The organism is Cellvibrio sp. QJXJ (assembly GCF_024452345.1).
GTDB lineage: Bacteria > Pseudomonadota > Gammaproteobacteria > Pseudomonadales > Cellvibrionaceae > Cellvibrio.
This window is the reverse complement of record NZ_CP101662.1, coordinates 108,614-120,970: the sequence shown is the minus strand read 5'-3', so window position 1 is coordinate 120,970 and position 12,357 is coordinate 108,614. Positions and strand designations below refer to the sequence as shown.

The 12,357-nt window shown below is 48.8% G+C and carries 11 protein-coding genes; 2 read left to right on the top strand and 9 right to left on the bottom strand.

Going from position 1 to position 12,357, the window contains the following annotated elements; all coding sequences use genetic code 11:
• Positions 1-46 precede the first annotated feature (46 nt).
• A complete protein-coding gene (locus NNX04_RS00450) occupies positions 47-1,711 on the top strand; it encodes a nitrite/sulfite reductase (protein WP_261947131.1) in 1,665 nt (554 codons plus the stop codon).
• Positions 1,695-2,198 (top strand): DUF934 domain-containing protein, encoded by a 504-nt coding sequence (locus NNX04_RS00445; protein ID WP_261947130.1) that lies wholly within the window; start codon positions 1,695-1,697, stop codon positions 2,196-2,198. Before NNX04_RS00450 ends, NNX04_RS00445 begins: the two co-directional genes overlap by 17 nt.
• 76 nt (positions 2,199-2,274) lie before the next feature.
• Here NNX04_RS00445 and NNX04_RS00440 read toward each other — a convergent pair whose 3' ends face one another.
• From NNX04_RS00440 to NNX04_RS00400, 9 genes are all read right to left on the bottom strand, one after another.
• On the bottom strand, positions 2,275-3,414 hold the full coding sequence (locus NNX04_RS00440; protein WP_261947129.1) for a patatin-like phospholipase family protein: 1,140 nt from the start codon (positions 3,412-3,414) through the stop codon (positions 2,275-2,277).
• 174 nt (positions 3,415-3,588) lie between these two features.
• The gene (locus NNX04_RS00435; RefSeq protein ID WP_261947128.1) at positions 3,589-4,056 is read right to left on the bottom strand and encodes an NfeD family protein; all 468 of its coding nucleotides are present in this window, start codon (positions 4,054-4,056) and stop codon (positions 3,589-3,591) included.
• Between the two features lie 9 nt (positions 4,057-4,065).
• On the bottom strand, positions 4,066-5,055 hold the full coding sequence (locus NNX04_RS00430; RefSeq protein WP_261947127.1) for an SPFH domain-containing protein: 990 nt from the start codon (positions 5,053-5,055) through the stop codon (positions 4,066-4,068).
• 56 nt (positions 5,056-5,111) lie between these two features.
• A complete protein-coding gene (locus tag NNX04_RS00425) occupies positions 5,112-6,731 on the bottom strand; it encodes an AMP-binding protein (protein WP_261947126.1) in 1,620 nt (539 codons plus the stop codon).
• A gap of 109 nt (positions 6,732-6,840) precedes the next feature.
• A complete protein-coding gene (locus NNX04_RS00420) occupies positions 6,841-7,404 on the bottom strand; it encodes an NUDIX hydrolase (protein WP_261947125.1) in 564 nt (187 codons plus the stop codon).
• The gene (locus tag NNX04_RS00415; RefSeq protein ID WP_151058416.1) at positions 7,401-7,724 is read right to left on the bottom strand and encodes a Nif3-like dinuclear metal center hexameric protein; all 324 of its coding nucleotides are present in this window, start codon (positions 7,722-7,724) and stop codon (positions 7,401-7,403) included. The genes NNX04_RS00420 and NNX04_RS00415 overlap by 4 nt, the downstream gene beginning before the upstream one ends.
• Positions 7,725-7,752: 28 nt before the next feature.
• The gene (locus NNX04_RS00410; RefSeq protein WP_007643647.1) at positions 7,753-8,928 is read right to left on the bottom strand and encodes a phosphoglycerate dehydrogenase; all 1,176 of its coding nucleotides are present in this window, start codon (positions 8,926-8,928) and stop codon (positions 7,753-7,755) included.
• 72 nt (positions 8,929-9,000) lie between these two features.
• Positions 9,001-10,116, bottom strand: coding sequence for a phosphoserine transaminase (locus tag NNX04_RS00405; protein WP_261947124.1), 1,116 nt, complete (start codon positions 10,114-10,116; stop codon positions 9,001-9,003).
• Between the two features lie 533 nt (positions 10,117-10,649).
• The gene (locus NNX04_RS00400; protein WP_261947123.1) at positions 10,650-12,206 is read right to left on the bottom strand and encodes a tryptophan halogenase family protein; all 1,557 of its coding nucleotides are present in this window, start codon (positions 12,204-12,206) and stop codon (positions 10,650-10,652) included.
• Between the last annotated feature and the right edge of the window lie 151 nt (positions 12,207-12,357).

Below are 12,357 nucleotides of genomic sequence, written 5' to 3'. Positions count from 1 at the left end.
ATGCCATTTGTGATGGCTTTTATCCTGGTAATAGGTATCTAGCTCCATGTATATCTACGATGAGTACGACAACAGCATTCTGCGCCAGCGTATCGCCCAGTTTCGCGACCAGACCGAACGCTTCCTCGCCGGTGACTTGAAACCCGAACAGTTCCTGCCCCTGCGTTTGCAGAATGGCCTGTATGTACAGCGCTTGGCGCCCATGCTGCGTATCAACGTGCCCTACGGCATGGTGAACTCCACGCAACTGCGTAAGTTGGCCCATATCGCCCGTCATTACGATAAAGGCTACTGCCACGTCAGTACCCGTCAGAATATCCAATACAACTGGCCAGACCTGACCGAAGTGCCGGACATTCTCGCCGAACTGGCTGAGGTGGGCATGCACGGCACCCAATCCAGTGGTAACTGCATCCGCAATACCACCTCGGACCAGTTCGCCGGTGTTGCGCCCGACGAAATGATCGACCCACGCCCCTACTGTGAAATTATTCGCCAGTGGTCCAGCTTCCACCCTGAATTTGCGTTTTTGCCGCGCAAATTCAAAATCGCTGTCACCGGTTCAACGCAAGATCGCGCCGCCGTACAAGTTCACGATATCGGCCTGCAATTGGTGCATAACGCACAAGGCGAAGTGGGCTTTAAAGTTTACGTCGGCGGCGGCTTGGGCCGTACCCCGGTTATCGGCGTGGCGATTCGTGAATTCCTTCCAGAAGAAGATTTGCTGTCTTATCTGGAAGCTATTTTGCGTGTCTACAACCTTTTTGGTCGTCGCGACAACAAATACAAAGCGCGGATCAAAATTTTAGTGCGCGCCTTAACCCCTGAAGTCTTTGCACAAAAAGTGGAAGACGAATGGCAGCATTTGAAAGACGGATATAACAAGCTGACGCAAGAAGAGATCGCCCGCGCCAAAGGTTTCTTCACCGCTCCGGCTTACGAAACCATTGATAACGCAGCGGCGCAAGCAAAGCTCGATGCACAAGCTGCCGAGAGCATTGCTTTTGGTAAGTGGTTGCAGCGCAATGTGCGCGAACACAAAATTGCCGGTTACGCCTCAGTGACACTCTCGCTCAAGCCAACCGGTGTTGCACCAGGCGATATCACCGACAGCCAACTGGAAGTGATTGCCGATCTCGCCGATAAATACAGTTTTGGCGAAGCGCGCACTACCCATGAACAAAATATTGTGTTGGCCGACGTGAAAAAAGCCGATCTGTTTGTACTCTGGCAGGAATGTAAAACCGCTGGTTTTGCCACGCCTAACATCGGCACCATTACCGACATTATTTGCTGCCCCGGCGGCGATTTCTGCTCACTCGCCAACGCCAAATCTATTCCAATTGCTGAAGCTATCCAGCGTCAGTTTGAAGACCTGGATTACGTTTATGATTTGGGTGACATCGACCTGAACATTTCCGGTTGTATGAATGCCTGTGGTCACCACCATGTGGGTCACATTGGTATTCTTGGCGTGGATAAATCCGGCAAAGAATTTTATCAAGTGCAACTTGGTGGCAGCGCCAGTAACGATGCTTCGCTCGGCGATGTACTTGGCCCCTCTTTCGGCGCCGATGACATGCCCGCCGTGATTCAAAAAATCGTCGATGTGTATGTTGCCAATCGCACCGATGAAGAATTGTTTATCGACACCTATCGCCGTATAGGCGCAGCTCCCTTCAAGGAGAAAGTTTATGCAAAAGCTCATTAAAGACGGCCAGATTGTAGAAAATACCTGGACGCTCATCGCCAAAACTGAAGGTGATGCGGCAGCAGTGGAAGTCCCCGCCGGTCAGGTAATTATTCCGGTAGCAGTATGGAATGCGCAAAAAGACACATTGCAAAACCGCACTGATATTGGTGTGTGGCTGGACAGCGATGAAGGTGCAGAACTGATTGGTGCAGACGCCAATCGTTTTGCCGTGATTGGTGTTAACTTCCCGCAGTTTATGGATGGCCGCGCATTTTCTACTGCGCGTCTGCTGCGCGAGCGCTATGGTTTTAGCGGTGAGTTGCGGGCCGTAGGTAACTTTATGCGCGACCAACTCTGCTACTTGCGCCGCTGCGGTGTTAATGCGTTTGCCTTTGCCGATGCAGAAGCTAATTTAGAAGAGGCGGTAAAATCCCTCAGCGATTTACAGGAATATTATCAAGCCGCGGTTGATCAACCCCTGCCGCTATTCCGCCGCCGCGCTTAATTGTTTCAAGCCAACCAATAAAAAACGCCGCAACGATCCACTCATTGCGACGTTTTTTATTGATCAAATTTTATAATTACGCTGTCGTAAAAAACCGTAGAATATCCTCCGACTGCAACAAAGTATCTTTACGTCCAAGCTCCATGAGCTCATTAATAAATTCATTAGAAAAAAGCAGATAACTCGCAGCCGTCGCGCCCCCACCTTTTGCGGTAGAACCTGTCGCACGCATAAAAAAGCGCAAGCTTTTAGGTAGATAACGCACGTTGCGCCCCGCTATACCATCGATGGGGTAACTGGGTGAGATCACCATATTATTGACGGGTCGCAATTGGATTCCTTGCTGATTACGAACATCTTCGGGAATCAACTTCAACAGCTCATTCATGCGTTGCATATGCTCCAAATCCCCCTCGAGGGCATCCACGAATGCACTGTTAAACAAATGACCAACGATCTGCCCCATGGAGGGCGAGTGACGATGGGGCACGCGACGATTTGCCTTGGCAGCCGTGCGGTTGCCACTCACCCCGATAACAAACAATGACTCTGCACCCAGATGTAACGCCGGACTAATCGGTGCCAGCTGGCGCAGAGCGCCATCACCAAAATATTCGCGATTAATTCGCACGGCGGGAAATACCGTTGGAATTGCCGAAGAAGCCAACAAGTGCTCCAAGCGCAGCTCAGTAGCAACGCCACTACGTCTATGCCGGTTCCAACTTTGCAGGTCGGGATGTCCCTGAAAAAAACTCACCGTATGACCAGAGGTATACCCCATGGCCGATACACTCACCGCATGAAGCTTGCCTTTATCAATCGCGTGGCTAATATTTTCAAAATGGATGACTGACCCCAACAAATTCCACAGAGGGGAATTATCCAATAATGAGAGCGGACGACGATGGCCCATACCTTCATTAAACAAAGACAAACCTAATAAACTCAGACCTTTAAAAAGATCCCACCAGCCGTGCAAATACACCTGACCTATATCCAGGTTTTGCCAGACATAAGCCAAAGCGTTTACCGCTGATTTAAAATTACCCTTATGCGCCGCCAGTGCCAGTGCGTTAATTGCTCCGGCAGATGTACCACAAATTATAGGAAAGGGGTTTTCAATATCATCAGGCAGAATTTCAACCAGCGCCTGCAATACACCCACTTGATATGCCGCGCGAGCGCCACCACCAGAAAGAACCAAAGCTGTTTTCATAAATTGTTCTAATGAAGTAATAGTGCTTATAGATGCGAATCACTATTCACAAAGCAACAATTAAAATTTAGTTATCGTTTTTAGACTAGCAGCTATTAATAGCAGTGACACGGATTATTGTTTTTAGAATGAATAACAGCATCCGATAACGGATGCTGTCGATAAAAATAAATATTACTCAGCTTGCACTAACAATAGAGAACCGTCGACCGCCAAAACCCGTACGTGCATTCCAACCGGCACTGGCTCAACGGCTTCTTTTAACCGCACTTGCCATTCCGTACCCGAATAACTAACCGCACCTTGATCGCGAGTCACGAGCTGCGTCACGGGCAGAACCCTACCAATCATATCGCTACTGGTATCTGGCACTACGGCAGCATTTTGAAAACGCTTAAACGGTTTCCACAATATCAGCGCACTTATCGCAGTCAGTAAACCGAGTGACAATATCGCCATTTCCCAACCATTAATTACGCCAAGGGAAATCATCACACCAGTCAATAGCGACCCCAAGGCGACAAATAATATTGGGCCACTCATGCCCAATACGCCTAACTCTAATATCAGGCACAGACCGGTAAGCGTGTAAAAAAGATGCGCAGGATTTTGTACAAAATAATCAACGATATTTGTCACCATTAATCCCTCTTAGACATTGCGTGGGTGATGCGACAAATTAATTGCCGATGACACTGCCATAGCCTGTGCTACCGTACTCACAATGTTATCGCTGGTTTTACCATCTGAAAGCACAACTGTGCCCTCATGCGCGATGGCTTTGTGCGCAGCAATAGCACCTTGTGCCAAGTTCAGTGCAATTGCTTTTTGGCCTTCGTCAGTCGCTGCTGACTTACCGATAGTTGTCAGCGCTTCTGCTTCGGCAATCGCCACCAAACGAATAGCTTCAGCCTTACCTGTAGCCTCCAAAATCTGTGCTTCTTTGCTTGCCTCCGCGGCTAATACTTGCTCTGCCTTGGCTGCTTCCGCATCCAACACACGCGCTTGTTTTTGCCCCTCGGCGGTGGTAATTGCCGCAATTTTTTCACCCTCGGCGGTTAAAATTGCCGAGCGCTTCTGCCGCTCTGCGGTCATTTGTTTTTCCATGTCTTCTTTAATCGACGGTGGAATAGCAATTTCCAGTAATTCAAAACGCAACACAATCAAACCCCAAGGCTGGGTAGCCAGCAACATGGCCTCTTGAATTTTGGCATTGATGGCAGAGCGATTTTGAAAACAATCGTCCAGCTCCATTGAACCGATCGCATTACGCATAGAAGTCATGGCCAATTGGGTACAGGCCAGTTTGTAATCAGTGATATTGTTAGTTGCTGCCGCTGCGTCGATTACTTTAATAAACAACACGCCATCAATCATGATCGCAATATTGTCCTTGGTAATTGCTGACTGCTGCGGAATAACCAAGGTCTGCTCTTTCAAATTGCGGTCTGCCTCAACCGACTCGACAAATGGAACAATAAAATTCAAACCGGAACTTAATGTTTTTGTATATTTCCCAAAACGATAAATCACATAACCCCTATTTTGCGGCACAAAATGAATACCTTTTTTAAGGGTATAAAGCAGTACCAATGCAATCCAAAATGCCGGGCTTGTTACGATTGAAAAAAGCGAATCCATATTATTTTCCTATTTGGTTAAGTTATTCCTGCACAAGTTAACACTCGAGCCTGGTTTTATTTTTTAATATCCTGATCACGCAATTCACGACGCAAAATTTTACCCACGTTAGTTTTTGGCAACTCTTTGCGAAACTCGATTTGATGCGGCACTTTATAAGCAGTGAGTGTTTGCTTGGCAAATTTTCGCAACTCTTCTACGGTCAAATTTTCATTGGCGCTCACAATAAAGGCCTTAACTATTTCACTTCCCTCGCCATCAGGCACACCCACAACTGCAGCCTCAATAACATCGGGATGACTACTCAGCACATCCTCCACTTCGTTAGGGAACACTTTAAAACCACTGACATTAATCATGTCTTTTTTGCGGTCGACAATCTTGATAAAACCATCAGGTTGGATAATGGCAATATCTCCGGTTTTAAACCAACCCTCATCATCCATTACTTCTGCGGTAGCATCGGGGCGCTGCCAGTAACCTTTCATCACCTGCGGACCGCGTACACAAAGCTCGCCCGCTTCGCCGCTGGGTAAATTCTTATTGTGTTCATCAATGACTTTGCATTCGGTATCGGGCAAGGGCAAACCTACAGTCCCCATTTGCACATTATCAATGGGGTTATTGGACACTACCGGCGAAGTTTCGGTTAATCCATAACCTTCACTAATAGGCGCCTTGGTTAATTCCAACCAGTGTTTTGTAGTTTCTGCAGTAAGCGCCATTCCACCCGAACAGGTGAGACGCAAATGACTAAAATCCAAATTGCAGAAATCGGGGTTGCGCATTAATGCATTAAACAAGGTGTTTAAACCGACAAAAAAAGTAAAGGGAACACCCTGTAAGGTTTTAACAAAACCAGGAATATCGCGTGGATTGGGAATTAATAAACTGTGATTACCAAGCGCCACCGCCGAGGTGCAATGAATGGTAAAAGAGTAAATGTGATAAAGCGGTAGCGGCGCGATATAGAGCTCCTGCGCAGGGCGAAACACATCCTTCATGCGCTCATTAAGTTGCATCATATTGGCAACCAGGTTGCGGTGCGTCAGCATCGCCCCTTTGGCAACACCTGTAGTACCACCGGTGTATTGTAAAACTGCTACATCTTCTGGCACTTGGGTTACCGGCTGCCAAGGTAGTGATGCCGCAGCCAATGCTTGGTTAAAGCCTATCTGATTTGGAAAAGAAAATGGCGGCACCATTTTTTTAACGTATTTCACTACTGCGTTAATTAGCGTACGCTTGAAAAACGGATGCAAATCGGCAAGTTCGGTTACTATTACCTGCTCCACGCTCGTTTCTTGAATAATGGAGGCTGCATTTTTGGCGATATTCGCTAACACCACCAATGCCTTTGCACCGGAATCGTTAAGTTGGTGTTTTATTTCATGAGCCGTGTAAAGCGGGTTGGTATTGACTATTACCAACCCTGCGCGCAACGCACCGAATATAACAACGGGATACTGCAGAACATTCGGCAATTGAACCGCAATTCTATCGCCTGGCTTCAGTGAAGTTTTCTGCTGTAAATAAGCTGCAAACTGCCCGGCAAGATGATCGAGTTCAGCATAGGTAAGCGATTGCCCCATACAGCTAAACGCTTTTTTGTCAGCAAACTTTTTACAGGAATCCGAGAAAACCTCTGCAAGCGTTCTGTTGTATTGCAACGACATCTGACATTCTCCATATTTGTTATTGTGCAAAATTGAAACAGCAAGAAAACCGGCAAGGTATTCCTGATTAATATCCTGATTGTAGCCAATTACACCACGCTACGCGTTGTTAGCGAAGTGCACGGTCGATCAATAATAACAACTGAGCAGTAATGGCAGCGGTAAAGCCCCATATCTCATAACCTTGGTAATGATAAACAGGCACACGCAAGGTACGGCCATGCCGCACAAAACAGTCCTCACGCACCTGCAACCCAGATCTGAAATCAGCAATCGGCACCATAAAAATACCGTCCAATTCATCCGGCGAAGGCTGTAATGGTGTGGCCGCATCAAAATGAGCAACAAACGGGGTTACTGCAGTACCGACACGCGTATGCGATTGAGGCAGAGAGCCTAACAACTGAATATGACGAGCAGGTAAACCAATTTCTTCGTGAACCTCCCGCTGGGCGGTAACCAAAAGATTGTCATCGCCCGGCTCCCACATACCACCGGGAAAACAGACCTCACCGGGGTGCTGACGTAAATGTGCAGCACGCTTGGTAAATAAAATGGAGGGATTGTCGCCGCGGCTAATCAGCACCAGCACCGCTGCTTGAGGCGTATTGACTGGATCCAGAGGAGTATTTGTCAGTTGTTGCGCAAGCCCGTCAAATAGCCAGGAAGTCACTGAAAATCCTCGGGGTTAACTAAGAGAGACAGATCAAATGCGGGCTCTTGGTAAGGGTGAGCGGCGCGCAACGCTGTAATAGTGGCTTGAATATACTCATCAGCACAAACCATTTCAACACGATATTCCGGCAGGCATTCAAGCTCACCGATTTTACCAATATAGGGTTTAGCGTCAGCGAGGGGCCGAAACTGGCCTTGCCCCAACACCTGCCAACAACATTGATCATAATTGCCAAGCTTGCCGGCACCCGCGGCAAACACCGCGGTTTTGACTTGTTCAAGATGAGACACGGGAACAAAGAAGACCAATTTATACATCGACTTTGCCCCCAGTAGCTAAGGTTTGTTAGATAACCCGCACCGCAATCACGTGTTCCACTTTGGCCAGCGCATCAATCACTGCCGCTGAAGGTGCCGCTTCAACATCGATAATGTTGTAGGCCACATCGCCGCGGCTTTTGTTGACCATGTCTACCACGTTGACTTTGTGGTCAGCCAATACCGACAGCACATGCCCCAAAACCCCAGAGACATTCTGGTTGGAGAAGGTGATACGCGCACCAATGCCGGGGTTGCGATCCATAGACACAGCGGGAAAATTCACCGAGTTTTTGATATTGCCATTTTCAAGATAATCGACCAGCTGATCGGCCGCCATGATGGCGCAGTTCTCTTCCGCCTCTTCGGTGCTGGCACCTATGTGCGGCATGGCGTAAACATCCTTGCGATTGAGCAGGATCGGCTCGGGGAAATCGCAAATGTATTTACCCAAATGACCGGCATCCAGGCTCTCCACTACCGCATGGGCATCCACAATCGCCTCGCGCGCAAAGTTGAGCAGGGTTGCACCCTTTTTGGTGACTTTCAGGGTGTCAGCATTAATCAGGTGTTTGGTCTGCGGAATGGCCGGCACATGCAGGGTGATATAGTCAGAGCGCGCCAGCAGCGATTGCAGGTTTTCCATACGGCCCACCTGACTGGGCAAACGCCATGCGGCTTCTACCGACAGCGCCGGGTCAAAACCGACCACATTCATACCCAGTGCCAGGGCGGCGTCGGCAATCAGTGATCCGATTGCGCCCAAACCGACAATACCCAGGGTTTTACCGGCCAGCTCAAAACCAGCAAAGTTGGATTTTTCTTTTTCCAACAATTTGGACATCTCATCGGCATCGGTCATGTGGGTCAAGGTGCTCACGTACTCCATGCCCGGCAGAATACCGCGCGAACCGAGCAGCATACCGGCCAGCACCAATTCTTTTACCGCGTTGGCGTTGGCGCCGGGTGAGTTAAACACCACTACGCCTTTTTTGGTGTACTCCTCCACCGGCACATTGTTAGTGCCTGCACCGGCGCGGGCCACGGCTTTTACCGACTCAGGCAGCGGCTCACCCTGCAATTTATGGCTGCGCAATATATAGGCGTCAGGGTGGCCTATGTCGCTGGCGACTTCGTAGTTTTCGCGCGGAAAACGATTCAAGCCTTTGACTGAAATGGCATTGTAGGTTTTGATTTTGAACATGGTTGTTATTCCTCAAATCGGCTAACAAAAAGGCCGTGTAAAAACACGGCCTTAAGAACATTAATTGGCAAATCAGGCCGCGGTCGCTTGCTCGTAAGCCCAGCTCAACCAGGGCAGCAAGGCCTCCAGGTCAACCGCGCTCACAGTCGCGCCACACCAGATACGCAGGCCGGGTGGTGCATCACGGTAAGCGCCAATGTCGTAAGCAACACCTTCTTTATCGAGCAACTTGATCATGGCTTTTACCTGATCGGGGGTGGCCTTCAGGGTGAAGCACACGCTGGTATTGGACAGGGTTTCAGGGGTTTGCGCCAGGAAATCAATCCAATCATTAGCCGCTACAAATTTTTTCAATACGTCGAGATTGGCGTTGGAGCGGGCGATAGTTTCTTTCACACCACCAATCGCACGCACCCAATCCAGCGCGTCTAAATAGTCGGCCACTGCCAACATTGACGGGGTATTGATGGTATCGCCCTTGAAGATACCCTCAACCAGTTTGCCGCCGCTGGTCATACGGAACAGTTTGGGCATAGGCCAGCTGGGTTTGTAAGTTTCCAAACGCTCAACCGCGCGCGGGCTTAGGATCAACATACCGTGGGCGCCCTCACCGCCGAGCACTTTTTGCCAGCTGTAGGTGATCACGTCGAGTTTGTCCCAGGGCATATCCATCGCAAATACCGCCGAGGTAGCATCACAAATGGTCAAGCCTTTACGGTCGGCTGGAATCCAGTCGCCATTGGGCACTTTTACTCCAGAAGTGGTGCCGTTCCAAGTGAAGATTACATCGTTGTCAAAGTTCACTTTGGATAAATCCGGCAGCAGGCCGTAATCCGCCTCATGAGCGTTAACCGTCAATTTCAACTCTTTAGTGGCATCGCTCAGCCAGCCTTTACCAAAGGATTCCCACTGCAGAATATCCACACCGCGCGCGCCGAGCAGCGACCACATGGCCATTTCTACCGCACCGGTATCTGAACCTGGCACCACACCAACACGGTAGCCTTCCGGCAGCCCCAACAATTCAGCGGTGTCTTCACAGGCGCGCTGTAACGCAGCCTTACCAATGGTTGAACGGTGTGAGCGGCCCAGAGTGGAGATATCCAACTGCTCCAAACTGTAACCCGGGCGCTTGCTGCAGGGGCCAGATGAAAAATTGGGGTTATGGGGTTTTACTGCTGGCTTCATGGTAATCCTCTAGCTGACAGGAACAGTGCGCCTTGCGATAAGTACCCAGTTGCGATAGGTATCGCCAAAACGCACCAAAGAGGGCTCGCCCTTGAGCAACGATAATCGGGCAAACCCGTAAAATTCGGGGCGTCGATTATGCCAGCTCGCTTGCAAATAACCTAGCCAGAGAGGTGGCGATGAAAGGTCAAAATGAAACTTCAGGCAAAAAAAAGCCCTCTGAAACTCAGAGGGCGCAGGGAGACGTCGATGCATCAACCAGACATCGACGGTGAGAGAACCTAAATGCTCGAAACCAACAGCGCAGCTCCTTCGCCAACCAAGCATTTCAATTAACTGGCTCTACTTTATGGGCAAATGACAGCGCTGTCAACAATAATTTAACTGCATCGCGTGAATCAACCCACAAGTTCAGCATTGTTCATAGAAAGTAGCGTTGAGGAATAAGGAGGGAGCAAGCAAATCAGTAGCCATAGACTACTGATTTGTCAATACTTGATTCAGAGGGAACAAACCAGAGAAAAATAAAACAACTAAATCAATGGCATTCCATGCTTCATGACATGGTCTATCAGTGCGCGGTTAGAGGGCAAGCCAGACAAATACTTGCGGGTCTTCTCCACCGTCTCACGAATACGCGCTGTCGCCATAGGTAAATTATCAGAAGTACGCGGCAACCTGGATGCATCCATGCTAAAGCCCATACCATAGAGCACGTATTGATAACTGGCGGACGGGAAAATCTCCTCTACCTGAATAAAATCGCTGCGATGTGGTGGGCGATGTTTCCACAGCAATAATAATTCACGTAGATGCTCAGGCAGCGCCTCTGGCGCTGACATATCGCGCCAATAATCGGAGTCGTTCCGCTCAGTCAGCGCATAATGCAATTTTAAAAAATCAATAATGCGATCCCAGCGGTAACTAAATACTTCATTGAAACGTTTCGCCACAATTTTCATTGCAACTTTATCTGCGGGAAACTCTTCGCAAATCATATTCATCGATAACTCAACCAAAGCTAACGCTGACGCCTCCAGTGGCTCGATGAATCCGGCAGACATACCAACAGCAACACAATTCCTATGCCAAAACTCTTGCCTATGCCCCGCCCTGATCGATAGTTTTTTGCTGCTTAAAGAATTCGCTACGGATTGCCCAACACTTTTGGCGATATGAGCACGTAACTCCATTTCTGCTTTTTCTTCAGAGAGATAACTGCTGGAAAATACATAACCCACACCACGACGCGAAGACAAGCCTATATCCCAAGTCCAGCCGGCAGACTGAGCCGTGGCAATAGTACAAGATTCAATTGGGCTGGACTGCTCGGGATAAGGCACTTGCATGGCAAGCGCTGTGTCGTTTAATGACAAGTGCTTTTTATCTACAAAAGGCACACCAAAGTGCTGCCCCAGCAATAGACAACTTAGACCGGAACAATCGACAAAAAGATCACCGTAAATTACACCTGAGGCCTTGGTATCAACCCCGGCAATATCGCCGCTATCGTCGGCAACAACTTGAGTCACATGATCCAGAACATGAATGACCCCCAGTGCTGTTGTGCAATGCCGCTGCAATAATGCAGCAAATTTCCCGGCATCGAGGTGATACCCGTAATTAAGCACGCCGGCATATTCCGGTGTTGTTATTTGTTTTGGAGCGCAGCCCTGCTCCGCCACGACAAATTGCGATGAAACAACTTCAGCAAAGGGGCGATCCGCAAATTGCGCTTGCCACGCAGCAGCCAAATTACATTCAGCATAACCATGCGGAATACTGAACGGATGATGGTAAATATCGTCAGCCGCCCCCGTTTTCCAACCGACAAATTTTGACCCTTGTTTAAAAGACGCAAAACACTCACGAATCAAATCTGTTTCGGAAATACCAATCTTGCGCAGGGTCGCCCGCATGGATGGCCAAGTACCTTCACCAACCCCAATCGTATTCACATCAGGCGACTCAATCAGGGTAATACTGACCCCCGCCTCATTGTGCCTGAACTCTGCCGCTAACAACCCCGCCGCCAGCCAACCAGCAGTACCGCCACCAACAATGATTATTTTTTTTATGGATTCGCTCATAGTGATTTTCTTTTAGTAATGATCTATTAAACACGGCTATCGGTTCCTATCCTAGTTACCGCACGATTCAGCGCGAAAACCAAAACAGCACCGCTTGATGGGTGCCGAGTATATTACTTGGCTTAATAGCAAGTCGATCATGTTTAACTGA

What these genes read in the sequence shown, in the direction of transcription:
- NNX04_RS00450 (WP_261947131.1), top strand. Translation starts at nt 47, where the DNA reads ATGTATATCTACGATGAGTACGACAACAGCATTCTGCGCCAGCGTATC.
- NNX04_RS00445 (WP_261947130.1), top strand. Translation starts at nt 1,695, where the DNA reads ATGCAAAAGCTCATTAAAGACGGCCAGATTGTAGAAAATACCTGGACG.
- NNX04_RS00440 (WP_261947129.1), bottom strand. Translation starts at nt 3,414, where the DNA reads ATGAAAACAGCTTTGGTTCTTTCTGGTGGTGGCGCTCGCGCGGCATAT.
- NNX04_RS00435 (WP_261947128.1), bottom strand. Translation starts at nt 4,056, where the DNA reads ATGGTGACAAATATCGTTGATTATTTTGTACAAAATCCTGCGCATCTT.
- NNX04_RS00430 (WP_261947127.1), bottom strand. Translation starts at nt 5,055, where the DNA reads ATGGATTCGCTTTTTTCAATCGTAACAAGCCCGGCATTTTGGATTGCA.
- NNX04_RS00425 (WP_261947126.1), bottom strand. Translation starts at nt 6,731, where the DNA reads ATGTCGTTGCAATACAACAGAACGCTTGCAGAGGTTTTCTCGGATTCC.
- NNX04_RS00415 (WP_151058416.1), bottom strand. Translation starts at nt 7,724, where the DNA reads ATGTATAAATTGGTCTTCTTTGTTCCCGTGTCTCATCTTGAACAAGTC.
- NNX04_RS00410 (WP_007643647.1), bottom strand. Translation starts at nt 8,928, where the DNA reads ATGTTCAAAATCAAAACCTACAATGCCATTTCAGTCAAAGGCTTGAAT.
- NNX04_RS00405 (WP_261947124.1), bottom strand. Translation starts at nt 10,116, where the DNA reads ATGAAGCCAGCAGTAAAACCCCATAACCCCAATTTTTCATCTGGCCCC.
- NNX04_RS00400 (WP_261947123.1), bottom strand. Translation starts at nt 12,206, where the DNA reads ATGAGCGAATCCATAAAAAAAATAATCATTGTTGGTGGCGGTACTGCT.